Source organism: Photobacterium chitinilyticum (assembly GCF_004104355.1).
Classification (GTDB): Bacteria; Pseudomonadota; Gammaproteobacteria; order Enterobacterales; family Vibrionaceae; genus Photobacterium; species Photobacterium chitinilyticum.
In genome coordinates this window covers 1-15,425 of sequence record NZ_RJLM01000008.1, presented here as the reverse complement: position 1 = coordinate 15,425, position 15,425 = coordinate 1, and the positions used below count along the sequence as shown (strand labels likewise).

Below are 15,425 nucleotides of genomic sequence, written 5' to 3'. Positions count from 1 at the left end.
TACGGGGTAGCTATCTTTGAATCACTGCAATTGCAGTACCCGAAGTTGAGGGGGGGGAGTCTAGGTAAGGGTTTCGTTTTCTAGCTGTTTTAAGGATTCCGGTAAGTGTTTGAACAAATTGCGTTCAGATAAACCATAAGGGTTAGTGTCTGAATAGTCATTCGAGATAGCATCAATAACTTCACGTAGGCTGCTACACAACGGTGTCGAGCTAAGTGAGGATGGCTCGAGAAGTAGCTTTGTTAAGGCTGCAATTATGTTATTTTTAGTCCTGATTACGCGGCCATTTTGTGAGCTGTTTAACTTACTTATTGACTCAACCTCTTGCTTCAATTGCTCATTTTCTTTTTTCAGCTGTTCGAGCAAGGGGTAAGTATCACTCCAGTAATCGTTTGCTATCTTTAATTGTTTGTTGCGTTCAGCCAGTTGTTCTTTAAGAGCTGCTAGTTGAGTGAAAGCGTCAACTTCGGCCCTTTCTGAATCACAAAACAAGAATTTTGGCTTCATATCAGGATAGTGGTGAAGTAACCACTCCCTTAAGTCAGTGCGGCGAAGGATAAGCTCGCATGGGGCAGGAATTTCACCGCCAACAATTGCTTTACCGTCCTTAAAGTGTCGTAATTCACCAGCAAGAATTGCCCGATAGATAAAGTCTTGGCTGTCATCAAGCATATCACAAGAGGGGTAGTCACCAGGCTCAAGGCCATCGAATGCAAATCCGTTTACTACCACACTGAAGCGCATAATGGGGCCAATATCTTGGGTGTAGTCTAACCAGTTCTTCATTGTTCTTCCTAATTGATTATAGGGAGGGGATTAAATCAGGACATGTTGGGATGCAGCCACAATGTGGTTACTCCACCATGTCATTAGTTCGCGGCGTTTTTCCAGGTATTCTGCGCGGTTGTATGCGCGACGGACTTCATTTTTGTCCACGTGGGCAAGTGCTGCTTCAATAACATCAGGATCAAAGCCTTGTTCGTTCAAGGTGGTACTAGCAAGTGCCCTTAGGCCGTGAGCAACCAGAATGCCGCTGAAACCCATTCGCTTTAAAGCTGCGTTTGCCGTTTGCTCATTGATATGTTTGTTTGGGATGCGGTCCGAGGGAAAGATAAATTCATGTCGGGCACTAATCGGACGCATGATTTCAAGCAGTTCCAGTGTCGCTGGCGTGAGAGGGACAGAGTGTGGCTTATTCTTTTTCATCCGGCTTGCTGGGATGTTCCACAGCTTATTATCGAAATCGATCTCATCCCAGCGAGCACCTGCGGTCTCACTTGGACGTGCCATGGAATGCAGTTGCCAGTGGATAAGGCAGCGAGTTGTTGTTGTGATACTTGCGGTGGATAAAGCACGCATTAATTTGGGCAACTCTGCAGGTTTTAGGGTAGGCATGTGATTCTTCTTCGGAGCCGCGAATGCCGCTTTAATGCCGGACAGTGGATTCGAGTGGATCACGCCCGTGTTAACGGCAAAGGTTGCTACTTCATTTAATCGCTGGCATAAGCGTTTAACTGTCTCGAGGTTGCCTTTGGCGGCAATTGGCTTGATTGTCTCAATAACAACCGTTGCTTTGATTTGCTCAATGGGAACTTTGCCCAGAGAGGGAAAGATGTGAAGGTTCAATGAACGCCAGATATCTTCGGCATAGTCGGGGGTAACCTGGCTTTTTTTTACTGCAAACCACTTTTCAGCGATCACTTGAAGTGTATTACCGTTGGCTTCTTGCTGGAGCTGAATATTCGAGTCGCGATGTTGCTTGGGATCGATATCCTGTGCGAGCAGTGTCTTGGCATCAGAACGTTTATTACGTGCATCAGCGATTGAAACACTGGGGTAGGCACCGAAGCTTAAAACACTACGTTTTTTGGTGAATGGCTGATAATAGTCAAACATCCAGTTCTTGGCACCATTGGGTCGTACCCGTAAGAATAAGCCACCACCATCACTGAGGGTGTATTGCTTGTCTTTGGGTTTCGCCTGCTTAACCTCAGTATTGGTGAGGGGTCTGGTGATCCTTGCCATAGCTATCCTTCACTGGTGTTGTGTTTAGTTATCCCAGTGGCGGGATAACTAAGTGGGATGGCTATAAGGATAGCTAAAAAGGTAGGATGTTAAAAGATGTATTAGGATGCTATAGATACAAGAAAGCCCGGCAGCGCAACAGCTTACCGGGCCTTCCGAACGTCCTAGGACGTTATCATACGTATGTTTGGTGGAGCTGGCGGGATTTGAACCCGCGTCCAAAATCAGTCTAACCAGAGGCGCTACATGCTTAGTCTGTCTTTATTCTCGTACCCGACACTGCGAACAGACACGCTATGCAAGTACATACCAGAATTCTATTTCGCGGTTCACCTCTCTAGTCAAAGGTTCCCTCGCTATCTCGTTTGGGTTTGAACCCCTGTTATTCCCCGTCTTACAAGCGGAAGCTAGGGCAGGAGCGCTCTAAGCAGGGTATTAAGCTGCTAGTGCGAAGTTTTCGTCGTTTGCGACTATTTTTTTGCGGCTTTTAACGTGGCCAACCGCCCCACGGCATGCTCCCAAAGCCTTCGTGATCCTGTCGAATCCTAAATCAGCCCCAGAGTTGTTACGCGTTGGATAGTAGCATAATAAACATATGCGTCAACATAATTACCTTGTAGCAAAGTGTTTATGGATAAAAAGCGAACACTTAGCCACGAGCTTACTATCTTGTGCTGTGTTTCATGATGCGCGCTTTATCACGCTGCCAATCACGATCTTTACTATCACTACGCTTATCGTGCAATTTTTTACCTCGCGCGGTACCTATCTTTATTTTAACCCAGGATGCCTTCCAATACATGGTTAATGCCACAATTGTTTCACCGTCACGGTGTACAGCGTGCTCTAACTTTTCGATTTCACGGCGGTTAAGCAGTAACTTACGAACACGTGTTGGATCAGCAACCACGTGGGTGGATGCGGCATTTAGCGGTGTAATGGTAACGCCTGAGATAAAGGCTTCACCGTTACGCAGGAACACATAACTTTCAGAAATGTTGATTTTACCGTCACGAATCGCTTTTACTTCCCACCCTTGAAGAGACAGGCCTGCTTCGTATTCGTCATCAATCGCGAACTCATGTCGCGCTGAGCGGTTTTTTGCAATGGTATTGCTACCCGGTTTGTTTGGTTTTTTCTTGGCCATAATTACTCGTTTCGCTCTGTTGCGGTCCCAAGATAATGCGTTGATCTCTTGGTCGAAGTGCAATACTTGTTGCGGTATTTTATTAGGCTACCACCATACAAGTTTGCACGGATTTTGGCTGTACGCTGAGTAATGGTATCATTGGCCTACCTCTTCTCATAGGTATTGGTGTTTATCTATGTAAATACTTGTGGGATGAGGCACTTGTGATGGGTAAAGGAGAAACTATGCCTCAGATTAGCCGCTCTGCACTGGTCCCTTTTAGTGCGAAGAAAATGTTTGAACTTGTTAATGATGTTGAGTCTTACCCTGCATTTCTGCCGGGTTGTTCCGGGACCAAAATATTAGAAAGTTCTGATGAGCATATGATGGCATCTGTCGATGTATCCAAGGCCGGAATTAAGAAAACCTTTGTTACCCGCAATCAGCTTATTGGGGTGAATAAAATTGACATGCAGCTGGTGGAAGGCCCTTTCCAGCGCCTGGTCGGTGGATGGCACTTTACTGAACTGGATGCTGAGGCATGTAAGGTTGAGCTGAAGCTGGATTTTGAATTTACCAATGGGCTGGTGGAAGCCGCTTTTGGCAAGGTGTTCCGCGATTTAACCAGCAATATGGTGAGTGCGTTTACCCAAAGAGCCAGAGAGATCTATGACTTCTGAAGAAAAGTTGATCCATGTTGAGGTGGTGTATGCACTACCTGAAGCCCAGCGAGTGATCAAGCTGGCGATTACGCCAGATACCCAGGTACAGGAAATTATTGAGCAGTCTGGTGTGCTGGAAATGTACCCGGAGATAGACCTGAAGAAAAACAAAGTAGGTGTCTACAGTCGTAATGTGAAGCTCAATGCGACTGTCCATGATGGTGACAGGCTTGAAATCTATCGCCCTCTGCTGGCCGATCCGAAAGAGATCCGCCGCAAGCGTGCCGAACAAGCCAAGCAGGAAGCCTTGGACGCAAAAGCGGCACAAAAAGCTTAACCGTATTGTCGGGTGGTTTACAGGATTGAATAAAAAAGCTCGCATAGGCGAGCTTTTTTGTGTGTATCAGTTAATAGGATCCATAAAGTTTGGACCAGACTGGTAATCACCCGATAGCCCAGAAAGTTTGTTCTGAGTATCAAAGGTTATCACCAAGCTCTTCTGAACAGGCTCATCGTGCCCCGGCTTGTGGTAATAAACGTAGTACCAGGTATTTGGATATTCAGGTTCAACCAGCATTGGCGATCCCAGAACATAGCTTACCTGTTCTTTGTTCATACCGTGACGAAGGGTATTGATATCATTTTGATCAAGGTAGTTGCCCTGATTGATATCGATTCGATAGACCAGTCTTTCAACGACTGAACAGCCACCTAACAGGCTTACCGCTAATGTTAGTGCAGCAATGTTTTTCCAACTCATAGCATCCCGGCAAATTCGCTTTTACTGCTGCGATGATAAACAAGCTCTTGGCAGAAGTAAAAAAAGCGGTTAAGAAAAAAACTGTAATTGAGACTGTGAGCTAGCTAAATAGTTGCATCACGGATTAAGTTTATTCCATTTATGCCGCAAACAGCAGTTCTTTTGCGTTGGCTAGTGTCCTTTCGGTAATTTCACTGCCGCCGAGCAGGCGCGCCAGCTCGGAAACCCGGGCCTTGTCATCCAGCGGGAACATGTTGGTCTCGGTTTGGCCTTTGGTCGACTTTTTGGCGACAAACATTTGCTGGTGGCCACATCCGGCAACCTGCGGCAGGTGAGTGACACACATGACCTGAGTCGATTCTCCCAAGGTGCGCAGCATCTTGCCGACGATAGCCGCAGTCGGTCCGCTGATACCCACATCCACTTCATCAAAGATCAGACTTGGCGTTTCGACTTTCTGTGCGGTGATCACCTGGATAGCCAGAGAAATACGTGACAGTTCACCACCGGAGGCAACTTTGCCTAATGGCTGAAGCGGCTGGCCGGGGTTGGTGGATACCAGGAAGGTGATGTTGTCAAAGCCCAGTGGGCTAAGCATGCCTTCGGCATCGCTTTGGATATCAATCTTGAAAATACCGTTCTCCATGCTCAGTTCGTGCATGCTGTTGGAAATCTTCTTGTCCAGCTCTTTGGCGTATCGCTGACGGCTCTTGCTGAGCTTTTCTGCTGTGGCAAGGAATTTCTGACGCTGGGCCTCTACCTGCTCGGCAATCTCTTCGAGACGTTCGTCGCTGCAATCCAGCTCATCGAGTTCCTTTAATAAATCCTGATGCTTCTGGTAGAGCTCGTTTGGCATGACATAGTGTTTACGGGCCAGGGACATGATTTTGGCCAGGCGCTCTTCAAGATAAATCAGGCGCTGGGGATCCATATCGAGGTTGTCCAGATAGCAGCGCAACTCCTGGCTTGCTTCCTGAACCTGAATAATGGCTTCATCGAGCATGGCCGGAATAGTACTTAGGTTACTGTCTATCTCGCCAAGGTTAATGACTTGCTGGCTGGCCATTTGCAGTAGTTGCAGGGCGTTGCCGTCGTCATTGTCATACAGGACGGACAGGGCCGTCTGGCTTGATACGGCAAGCTCGCCGCTGTTTGACAGCCGTTTGTGTTCTTCTTCGATCTCGGTAAATTCGTCTTCGCCAAGTGCAAGCTCATTGAGTTCTTTGACTTGATACTGAGTTAGCTGCTTCTGAGCTTCGTTTTCTTCCCTGTTTTGGGTTAGGCGTTTCAGCTCGTTGTTGGCCTGACGCCAGATTTGATAGGCCTTTCGGGTTTTTTCCATCAACAGATGATGCCCGGCATATTGGTCCAGCATCTGCTGCTGATATTCAGCCCGCATTAGCTGCTGGTGCGCATGTTGACCATGAATGTTGATCAATAGCTGTCCGAGGGCTTTTTGTTGTGAGGCAGGAACAGGGCTGCCGTTGATAAAGCCGCGGGAGCGGCCTTCTTTGGTGATCACCCGACGCAAAATGCATTCTTCGCCGTCGATCAGCTCATTGTCTTCCAGCCAGCGGCGGGCTGCCTGATTGTTTTGCAGTGAAAAGGCGGCCGATATTTCAGCTTTATCCTCATTCGGGCGAACCATGCCGGCATCAGCTCGATCTCCCAAGCATAAACCAAGCGCATCGATGGCAATAGATTTACCGGCACCCGTTTCACCAGTAATGGTTGTCATTCCTGGTTTCAGTTCAAATTCGAGGTTTTTGACAATAGCAAAGTTAGAGATCGTCATATGTGCAAGCATGTGTTCACCTGTCTAAATCAACACCTGTTTTTTCATACAGTATATACTGTATCTACATACAGTAAAGATGTGGGGTGAAGTTTTCTTTAGAAAATTTGGTGTGGGTTAAGCTGATGAATTGCCAAAATAAAAAAGCCAGCAGGGAGCTGGCTTTGCAAAACGGCAGAGGAGGGGCTGTCAGAAGAGCTTGCTTGACCAGCCTAGTTTTCCTCGCAGTACGTTGTAGTAGCTGTAGTTCTTTGGGTGGATCAGCTTGAGCTGATCGGGGCTTTGGTAAATATGGATCTCGTCACCGGGGCTGACAGGCAGAGAAACCTGGCCATCGCAGCTGACCTCAAGGGTGCTGCCGTTGGTTGGCGACACCAGAAGCTTGATCCGGCTGTTGCCGTCGACGACTAGCGGTCGGCATGACAGCGTATGCGGGAACATCGGCACCAGGGAGATGGCATTCAGGCTCGGTGACAGAATAGGGCCACCGCCTGATAGCGAGTACGCGGTTGAGCCTGTCGGGGTCGAGACAATCAGGCCGTCTGAGCGCTGGGAGAAGGCGAAGCTATCGTCGATATATACCTCGAATTCAATCATATGGGCAATTTTATCGGGATGTAGCACAGCTTCGTTTAATGCCGCGTTACGGCTTTTGATCAGGCCGTGGCGATGTACTTCGGCTTCAAGGAGGAAACGTTCCTCGGTGATAAAATCGCCTTCCAGCACCCGTTCGAGTTCTGAATCAAAGGCATCGGGATCAAGGTCGGTCAGAAAACCGAGGTTGCCACGGTTCACACCGATCACTGCGACATCAAAACGTGAAAGTACCCGGGCCGCACCTAGCATATTTCCGTCACCGCCGACAACAATAGCCAGGCTGGCTTTGTCACCAATAGTGAGTAGATCGCACAATGCTGCTTGAGGAACGTCCAGATCGTTGGCCAACCGGTGATCCACCAATACGTCATAGCCTTTGGTGTTCAGCCAGTCATAGAGACTTTTGTGTGTTTGCAGGGCGTCAGGGTTTCTCGGTTTACCAATTAACGCGATTGTCTGAAAAATGCGCTTCATGTCCTTGATCCGACAGATGATAGTGGGGCCAGTATAGCGCTAGGTTTAGACACTTGTCGCGCTTTGTGATCGATCTCGGCTTGAATCATTGAACTTCATCCCCATAATATGCGCATGAACGTTTTTTAAGAGTGGGATCTGAGTGTTTTTTCCACTTATTCGACGAACAATATTATCTTGGCGGAGAAGCGAAAGCATGAGCAACGAAGAGAAAAAAGTACAGGACGAACAGCTGCAGCAAGACACTGTGGATGCAGCTGAAACGGAATCTGCTGAGGAAGAAGTAGTAGAAATGACGGCAGAGGAGCTTCAGGTTGCACGTATTGCAGAACTTGAAGCCGCTCTACTAACCAGCGAAGCTAAAGTGAGAGAGCAGCAAGACAGTGTATTGCGTGCTCGCGCTGATATCGACAATATGCGTCGCCGTACCGAGCAGGAAGTTGACAAGGCTCGTAAGTTTGCTCTGAACAAATTTGCCGAAGAGCTATTGCCAGTTATCGATAACATGGAACGTGCTATCGAAATGTCTGACAAGACTGATGAAGCAATTAAGCCAATGCTTGAAGGTGTTGAACTGACATTGAAAACGATGACAGATACTGTCGAGAAGTTCGGCCTTAAGCAAATTAACCCTGTGGGCGAAGCATTTAATCCTGAGTTCCATCAGGCAATGTCGATCCAGGAAAGTGCAGACCATGAACCAAATACTGTGATTCTGGTAATGCAAAAAGGCTATGAGCTAAATGGCCGTGTTGTACGTCCAGCAATGGTTATGGTTTCTAAAGCGGCTGCGGGTAACGTTGATACCCAGGCGTAAGCTGAGCCACTAGGATCGTAAAACCCGTGATGAGGCGGGTTTTTATTTTTTTATGTTTTTTTTTCGGTGTTGCCCTTGAAAACAAGATGGCTGCCCTTATTTAGTAGTCATACGACATCGTAAATTAATTTCTGCGGTTGAGTCCGCATCGCTTGTCCCAACATTTAGGGCAGGTCAGTAGAACTAAACGAATTTCGGAGAAAGCCTGATGGGTAAAATCATTGGTATTGACTTGGGTACAACTAACTCTTGTGTAGCAGTACTTGATGGTGAAAAACCACGTGTAATTGAAAATGCAGAGGGTGAGCGTACAACGGCATCTGTTATCGCTTACACCCAAGATGGTGAAACATTAGTTGGTCAGCCAGCTAAGCGTCAGGCGGTAACAAACCCTGAAAACACGCTATTTGCTATCAAGCGTCTTATCGGTCGTCGTTTTGAAGACGAAGAAGTACAGCGTGATATCGAAATCATGCCTTTCAAGATTGTTAAGGCAGACAACGGTGATGCATGGGTAGAAGCGAAAGGCCAGAAAATGGCTGCTCCTCAGGTATCAGCTGAAGTCCTTAAGAAAATGAAAAAAACTGCAGAAGACTTCCTTGGTGAGGAAGTAACTGGTGCAGTTGTAACCGTTCCTGCATATTTCAACGATGCACAACGTCAGGCAACAAAAGATGCTGGGCGTATCGCAGGTCTTGAAGTTAAGCGTATTATCAACGAACCAACAGCAGCTGCGCTGGCTTACGGTCTTGATAAGAAAGGCGGCGACCGCACTATCGCAGTTTACGACCTTGGTGGTGGTACGTTCGATATCTCAATCATCGAAATCGATGAAGTTGAAGGCGAGAAAACATTTGAAGTTCTAGCAACTAATGGTGATACACACCTTGGTGGTGAAGATTTCGATAACCGCATGATCAACTACTTGGTAGATGAGTTCAACAAAGAGCAAGGTATCAACCTTAAGAATGATCCTCTTGCAATGCAGCGTGTTAAAGAAGCGGCTGAAAAAGCGAAGATTGAACTGTCTTCTGCACAGCAAACTGACGTAAACCTACCTTACGTAACTGCTGATGCAACAGGTCCTAAGCACATGAACATCAAAGTGACTCGTGCGAAGCTTGAGTCTCTTGTTGAAGATCTGGTACAGCGTTCTCTTGAGCCACTTAAAGTTGCTCTGGCAGATGCCGATCTTTCTGTTGGCGATATCACTGACGTTATCCTAGTTGGTGGTCAGACTCGTATGCCAATGGTTCAGGCGAAAGTAACTGAATTCTTCGGCAAAGAACCACGTAAAGACGTGAACCCAGATGAAGCTGTTGCTGTTGGCGCGGCTGTTCAGGGCGGTGTTCTTGCGGGCGACGTGAAAGACGTTCTTCTACTAGACGTTACTCCACTATCTCTTGGTATTGAAACCATGGGTGGCGTGATGACTAAGCTTATCGAGAAGAACACCACGATCCCAACGAAAGCAAACCAGGTATTCTCAACGGCAGAAGACAACCAGAACGCGGTAACTATCCACGTTCTACAGGGTGAGCGTAAGCAAGCGGGCTACAACAAGTCTCTTGGCCAGTTCAACCTTGAAGGTATCCAGGCTGCACCTCGCGGTATGCCTCAAATCGAAGTAACTTTCGATCTTGATGCGGATGGTATCCTTCACGTATCTGCAAAAGATAAGAGCACAGGCAAAGAGCAGAAGATCACTATCCAAGCTTCTGGCGGCCTGAGCGACGAAGACATCGAGAAAATGGTACAAGAAGCAGAAGCTAACAAAGAAGCTGATAAGAAGTTTGAAGAGTTAGTAACTGCGCGTAACCAAGCTGACCAACTAGTTCACGGTACACGTAAGCAAGTTGAAGAAGCGGGTGAAGCACTTCCTGCTGATGAGAAAGAAAAAATCGAAACCGCTATTTCTGAGCTAGAAGAAGCTCGTAAAGGTGAAGATAAAGAAGCGATCGACGCGAAAGTTCAAGCGCTAATTGCGGCTTCTCAGAAGCTAATGGAAATCGCTCAGCAGCAAGCTCAAGCTCAGCAGGCACAAGCAGGCGAAGGCGAGCAGCAAGCACAGCAAGATGAAAATGTTGTTGATGCTGAGTTCGAAGAAGTTAAAGACGATAAAAAATAAGATAGTTATTTCATAATCTTATTTTCGCGCGGGCGTTGGAGGAATACTCTTGCGCCCGTAGCTGTATTCAGGCAGGTGACAGTTAAGTATGTCAAAACGTGACTTTTACGAAGTTCTTGGCGTTGGCCGTGACGCGTCAGAACGTGATATTAAAAAGGCCTATAAGCGCCTTGCGATGAAGTTTCACCCCGACCGTAATCAGGGTGACGAGCAGGCTGCAGACAAATTCAAAGAAGTTAAAACCGCTTATGAGATCTTGACTGATCCTCAAAAGAAAGCTGCATACGATCAGTACGGTCATGCTGCTTTTGAACAGGGTGGAATGGGCGGCGGCGGCGGCTTCGGTGGCGGCGCAGACTTTGGCGATATTTTTGGTGATGTGTTCGGCGATATCTTCGGTGGCGGCGGTGGCCGTCGTGGAGGCCAGCAGCGTGCGCAGCGTGGTGCTGATTTACGCTACAACATGGAGCTGACTTTAGAAGAAGCCGTTCGTGGTTGTTCTAAAGAAATCCGTGTTCCAACCTTGGTGGGTTGTGATACGTGTGACGGTTCTGGTGCCAAGAAAGGTACGTCAGCGACAACATGTGGCACCTGTCATGGTCAAGGCCAAGTGCAGATGCGCCAGGGCTTCTTTGCCGTACAGCAGACTTGTCCGCACTGTCATGGTCGCGGCAAGATCATCAAGGAGCCTTGTGGCACCTGTCATGGTCAGGGTCGTAAAGAAGAAACCAAGACCTTGTCTGTCAAGATCCCGGCGGGCGTTGATACGGGTGACCGTATTCGTCTGTCTGGTGAAGGTGAAGCCGGTGAGTTCGGTGCACCAGCTGGCGATCTGTATGTACAGGTTCATGTTGCCCAGCACCATATCTTCGAGCGTGATGGCAGCAACCTTTACTGCGAAGTACCGGTGAGCTTTACAATGGCAGCCCTCGGCGGCGAAGTTGAAGTCCCAACGTTGGATGGCCGTGTAAACTTGAAAGTACCGTCAGAAACCCAAACTGGCCGCATGTTCCGTATGCGCGGTAAAGGGGTGAAATCTGTTCGCGGTGGTACTGTTGGCGACTTGATTTGTAAGCTAGTGGTTGAAACGCCAGTTAAACTGAGTTCGCGCCAGAAGGAGCTTCTGCAAGAGCTGGAAGATACTCTAGGCGGCACTGCGGCAAAAAAACATAAGCCAAAATCGGAAGGCTTCTTCGATGGTGTGAAGAAGTTTTTTGATGATCTGACAGGTTAATCGCTAGTCTAATGTTATTATTGAAAGCCGACGAAAGTCGGCTTTTTTGTGCCTGTTTTTAGCCGCTTGTTCTTACCAGCAATCACCGCTTCCTGATGCAGTGCCAACTCCGGCGGCATTTAAAGAAAGTGTACCGCATGTGTCATCAATATTGGGTGTTGCCGATAACTTATAAATATTGGCTCCGGTACCAGATGTCGCGCCGTAGTCATACCGTTCAAGGTTCAGGTTACATCCCGGGCAGCTGGCGTTATCAACAGTCGACGGATAGCTGCCGCTCTTGCTGTATTCTTCCTCCATCCATAGCTGTAACTTGACCAGTCCCGCTTTTGCATCTTCACGATAACTCTTGGCAATATGTCCGGTATAGGCCGGATAGGCAAACGTGGTGATAATTCCGATAATGGCGATAGTGACTAATAATTCGATCAGCGTCATACCTTTTTGGTAATTGTTAAATTTGTTCACTGCTATCTCCCGAGGTGTATCGCTAACCCATTGATGAACGGTAGGACTATCTTTGAAGAGTGATACTGTTTACGCAACTTGTTTTATTGTTGCTTGGTGGGTTGCATGCGAAATTGGGTATCAGATCAAGGCTTTACCTTATTTGAGCTGCTTGTGGTTATCTCTGTAACCACTATCTTGCTTACAGCGGCTGCACCATCTTTTACATCGACACTTGAACATTACAAGCTCAGGCGCCTGGCCAATCAATTGACGACGAATTTGCACTTGGCTCGTACTGAAGCTATCCGTATCAACCAAACCATTTATGTTCACAATGTGAATATGGGATCGCCGACCAGCACTGGTTGGTGCGTGGTGATGACAGCCACACCAACAACGCCGGGTGGATGTTCTGCATCGGATCTGACGCAGGCGTTGACTGTGATTGATGGTAGTGAGTTTCCCTCTCTTTCAATTAGCAATAATAAAAGTAACGGCTATTTTGATGCATCCCGCAGCATCATTAACCAAGGTATGACTTATACAATTACAACAAACAGCATGACCTCTAGTCAGGCTCTCATTGTTAAGGTGAGTAACAAGTCCCGTATACGGCGCTGTGGCTTGGGAGGTATCGTTGGTTTCGAATCTTGCTAAATGTCGTGGGCTGACATTGATTGAGTTACTGGTGGCAACGACTATCGGTATTCTGGCTTTATCTGTAATGGTCTCGACCTTTTTGACCGGAACCAAAACGGCGGTGCGCATCACTGATAGTTCGTATTTTTCCAGCGAGTTTTACGATGTTTCTCGTTTTATTCTCGATGATATGCGCAGAGCCGGTTATGCGATTGAAGGTGCACGCACAGGATCAGTAAGGTGGGCAGGGGCCACTTCAGAACTGTCCATATTATCCAGCAACCAGTGTATCGCTTATGCCTATGAGTTTGACGACTCGGGTACGGAGATGATCCGCTATTCCACTGTGTTTTACTTTGCTGCTGACAAGGTTATACGCCTGTATACACTTGAGAAAGAAATTAAGGATACGACAACACTTATCCCTAATGTAACCGAGGCTTGTGGTAAGGGAGATCGCTGGGGAGAAGCGATTACTGATAACAAAAGTATGCAGGTTAAGGCGTTAACCTTTGATGGGACTAACGCTCCGTTATATGAAGTCGATATTCAAGTGCACTCTAAGCTAACTGGCCAAGATGATGTTATGGCATTTCAGGTTTTCCTGATGAATTAAAGGATGGGATGATGAAGCAAAACCAGAAGTCGGCAGGATTTCTAACGCTAATGATCGCCGTTATGTTGCTGCTTGTCGGTAGTTATGCCTTTTTTGAATCTGCCGATATCAGTCTTTTTCTTATTAAGCGTTTCCAAAATACCTTGGTAGCTAAGAAACTGCACTGGGCTGCGCAGGGAGGACTTGAATGTGCCTTTGTCGTGAATAAGCAAAATACCGGGGTACTTCCCACTTTGCAAAGCTATACCGACTGTGAAAAAGAAGTATTGCCAGTTGGCGAGCGGGGGAGGCTTGATTTATTGGTGACGGCAAAAACCGTGAGCGGTTCACTTTATGATTTGATGAGTCAAGCATCAGAAAGTAATGGCCGAGGGGATCGCAATGTTTCAAAGAATATAGAAGTGACGACGAAATCCGTGATGCCCGGAATATTCAAGACTTCCTCCATGCTTCGCCTTACGGGCGACTTTGCCTTGCTCCCTAATAAAAACACCAACAAGGATGGGAAGAACGAATGCATTACCATGGTGGTAAAGGACAAGAAGAATTTTGTGCATAGCGACAGTACCGCAAACTCTAAGTTGATTATTCGCGATAATGATGGATATAGCGAGGGTCAGGTTCCCCCCGGCGTCGATTTAACCGTACTAAATAACAGCGCAAAGCTTGGTGATTTTTCTTGTGCTCCTGGATATCAAAGTTTTAACCAGGTAGGTACAAGGGAGGGTGAATACCTGGCGAACGATATTGATGAAGACCCGACAATGGATATGTTCAAAGACTTGTTTGGGGTAAGCAAGGATAAATGGAAAGAAGTGCGGGATTCACAATTTACTGGGAGTCATGCAGCCATCATTAACAAAGATAACACCGGGGTGATGGTTGAAAACTGTGCTGATAAAATTAACAAGGCTTATAAAAATGGTGCTAAACGTATCTGGATTGATGGCAGCTGTAATTTAGGGAGTACTGATACACCTGCAACAGACGGGATGCCGATAGATTTGAATACGCCTGCGGATAATAAGACTGGTATGGAAGTGATGATCGTTGTACGCGACGGCATTATTTATTCGGCAGGGCAGGTTGGTATTTCAGGGCTGGTCTATCAGTTTAAAACGGGAGATCGAGCGGATAGCGCGATGACGGCTGATATGGTTACGTCTTGTGAGAAGGCGGGATTTTGCTCAAGTTCTGCTCATAGTGCACCCTATAAAAATAAAGCGTTCTATACCCATGGTGCTCTTTATGCGTTTGGTGGACTGGCAGTGGATATGCCTGATTTAGTCTTTGAAGTCTTTGGCTCGCTTTGGGCGGAATACGATATCAGCAAGTGGCAAGGAATTATTTCGCCAGGGGGAGGGGCTGGGTCTGGTGGCAGTTCTGTTAAATGGAAAGAAGGAACTTGGCGTGATCAATAAACAGCAGCAACAAATCTGTGGTTTTTCACTGGTAGAAGTTGTCGTGGCTATGTTAGTTGTTGCCATAGCGATTTTGGGTTTGGTAAAAATGCAAATCTTCCTTGAGCAGAAAAGTGAATATGCCCGAATGGGGCTTGCTGCCCTACAGATAGCCGAAAATGATATGCAGTATGTCCAGAGCTTGGCGTTTGCTTCAATCTCTGGTGCAACAGGTAGTATTAGTCGTTCTGATGGAACTTATGACTGGGTTCGTACATATAAGGCTGTAATGTCAGGTAGCGCGAAGCAAACTCAAGTGACGGTTACTTGGTCGGATAGGCAGGGAGAGAAGCAGAGTCTTGCATTATCGACAATGCGCTCGAAGTTTAATTAGTGCTGTTTTCGTTTTTGATTTATTCAATAATAACCATAATCGTATAAAGTTTGTGCGTTCGGTGTTTTTTCTTAAAAAAACTATTGCCTCTACCAAATATCTCCCTATAATTCGCTTCCGTTGTCACGACAAACTACTTAGTAGATAGCTGAGGCAACAACGTTCTTTAACAATTTGACCATGCAATCTGTGTGGGCACTCGTGAAAGAGTTAAGTCGAAAGATTTATCAATGAACTGAGTGACCAATACAAATTTTAAGTTTACTTATTATTTGGCACAGTCAATTCGAGTTCTCGTTACTAGC

16 protein-coding genes and 1 other RNA gene are annotated in these 15,425 nt (G+C 46.9%); 9 read left to right on the top strand and 8 right to left on the bottom strand.

Annotated features, from left to right (window positions below; genetic code table 11):
- Nucleotides 1–60: 60 nt before the first annotated feature.
- The 4 genes from EDI28_RS17655 to smpB form a co-directional block, all read right to left on the bottom strand.
- Nucleotides 61–786 (bottom strand): hypothetical protein, encoded by a 726-nt coding sequence (locus EDI28_RS17655; protein ID WP_128785214.1) that lies wholly within the window; start codon nt 784–786, stop codon nt 61–63.
- 30 nt (nt 787–816) lie between these two features.
- On the bottom strand, nt 817–2,025 hold the full coding sequence (locus tag EDI28_RS17650; protein ID WP_128785213.1) for an integrase domain-containing protein: 1,209 nt from the start codon (nt 2,023–2,025) through the stop codon (nt 817–819).
- 188 nt (nt 2,026–2,213) lie between these two features.
- Nucleotides 2,214–2,583, bottom strand: a transfer-messenger RNA (tmRNA) gene (ssrA, locus tag EDI28_RS17645).
- 106 nt (nt 2,584–2,689) lie between these two features.
- Entirely contained in the window at nt 2,690–3,172 is a 483-nt protein-coding gene (gene smpB, locus EDI28_RS17640; RefSeq protein ID WP_128785212.1) for an SsrA-binding protein SmpB, read from the bottom strand.
- Between the two features lie 227 nt (nt 3,173–3,399).
- On the opposite strand from smpB, the gene EDI28_RS17635 reads away from it, so the two are divergent.
- Together EDI28_RS17635 and EDI28_RS17630 are read left to right on the top strand one after the other, a co-directional pair.
- Nucleotides 3,400–3,834, top strand: a complete 435-nt coding sequence (locus tag EDI28_RS17635) for an SRPBCC family protein (protein ID WP_128785211.1) — start codon at nt 3,400–3,402, stop codon at nt 3,832–3,834.
- Entirely contained in the window at nt 3,824–4,153 is a 330-nt protein-coding gene (locus EDI28_RS17630; RefSeq protein ID WP_128785210.1) for an RnfH family protein, read from the top strand. The genes EDI28_RS17635 and EDI28_RS17630 overlap by 11 nt, the downstream gene beginning before the upstream one ends.
- Before the next feature lie 66 nt (nt 4,154–4,219).
- Here EDI28_RS17630 and bamE read toward each other — a convergent pair whose 3' ends face one another.
- The 3 genes from bamE to nadK form a co-directional block, all read right to left on the bottom strand.
- Nucleotides 4,220–4,576 carry an outer membrane protein assembly factor BamE gene (gene bamE, locus EDI28_RS17625; RefSeq protein ID WP_128785209.1) on the bottom strand — a complete coding sequence of 119 codons (357 nt, stop codon included), beginning with the start codon at nt 4,574–4,576 and terminating at the stop codon, nt 4,220–4,222.
- Between the two features lie 139 nt (nt 4,577–4,715).
- Nucleotides 4,716–6,383, bottom strand: coding sequence for a DNA repair protein RecN (gene recN, locus EDI28_RS17620; RefSeq protein WP_128785208.1), 1,668 nt, complete (start codon nt 6,381–6,383; stop codon nt 4,716–4,718).
- 177 nt (nt 6,384–6,560) lie between these two features.
- Nucleotides 6,561–7,442, bottom strand: a complete 882-nt coding sequence (nadK, locus tag EDI28_RS17615) for an NAD(+) kinase (RefSeq protein WP_128785207.1) — start codon at nt 7,440–7,442, stop codon at nt 6,561–6,563.
- A 196-nt stretch (nt 7,443–7,638) separates the two neighbouring features.
- On the opposite strand from nadK, the gene grpE reads away from it, so the two are divergent.
- From grpE to dnaJ, 3 genes are all read left to right on the top strand, one after another.
- Nucleotides 7,639–8,259 carry a nucleotide exchange factor GrpE gene (gene grpE, locus EDI28_RS17610; protein WP_128785206.1) on the top strand — a complete coding sequence of 207 codons (621 nt, stop codon included), beginning with the start codon at nt 7,639–7,641 and terminating at the stop codon, nt 8,257–8,259.
- A 208-nt stretch (nt 8,260–8,467) separates the two neighbouring features.
- A complete protein-coding gene (gene dnaK, locus EDI28_RS17605) occupies nt 8,468–10,387 on the top strand; it encodes a molecular chaperone DnaK (protein WP_128785205.1) in 1,920 nt (639 codons plus the stop codon).
- An 88-nt stretch (nt 10,388–10,475) separates the two neighbouring features.
- Entirely contained in the window at nt 10,476–11,621 is a 1,146-nt protein-coding gene (dnaJ, locus tag EDI28_RS17600) for a molecular chaperone DnaJ (RefSeq protein WP_128785204.1), read from the top strand.
- A gap of 72 nt (nt 11,622–11,693) precedes the next feature.
- On the opposite strand, the gene EDI28_RS17595 is transcribed toward dnaJ, so the two are convergent.
- The gene (locus tag EDI28_RS17595) at nt 11,694–12,089 is read right to left on the bottom strand and encodes a type IV pilin protein (protein ID WP_128785203.1); all 396 of its coding nucleotides are present in this window, start codon (nt 12,087–12,089) and stop codon (nt 11,694–11,696) included.
- Nucleotides 12,090–12,194: 105 nt separating this feature from the next.
- Here EDI28_RS17595 and EDI28_RS17590 point away from each other — a divergent pair, with 105 nt between their 5' ends.
- The 4 genes from EDI28_RS17590 to EDI28_RS17580 are packed head-to-tail and all read left to right on the top strand — an operon-like array spanning nt 12,195 to nt 15,120.
- Entirely contained in the window at nt 12,195–12,728 is a 534-nt protein-coding gene (locus EDI28_RS17590) for a GspH/FimT family pseudopilin (protein ID WP_128785202.1), read from the top strand.
- Nucleotides 12,709–13,326, top strand: a complete 618-nt coding sequence (locus EDI28_RS17585) for a PilW family protein (RefSeq protein WP_164918587.1) — start codon at nt 12,709–12,711, stop codon at nt 13,324–13,326. The genes EDI28_RS17590 and EDI28_RS17585 overlap by 20 nt, the downstream gene beginning before the upstream one ends.
- Before the next feature lie 8 nt (nt 13,327–13,334).
- Nucleotides 13,335–14,747: a hypothetical protein gene (locus EDI28_RS27030; protein WP_164918586.1), complete on the top strand. Its 1,413-nt coding sequence runs from the start codon at nt 13,335–13,337 to the stop codon at nt 14,745–14,747.
- Nucleotides 14,737–15,120 (top strand): prepilin-type N-terminal cleavage/methylation domain-containing protein, encoded by a 384-nt coding sequence (locus tag EDI28_RS17580; RefSeq protein ID WP_164918585.1) that lies wholly within the window; start codon nt 14,737–14,739, stop codon nt 15,118–15,120. The genes EDI28_RS27030 and EDI28_RS17580 overlap by 11 nt, the downstream gene beginning before the upstream one ends.
- Nucleotides 15,121–15,425: the final 305 nt, after the last annotated feature.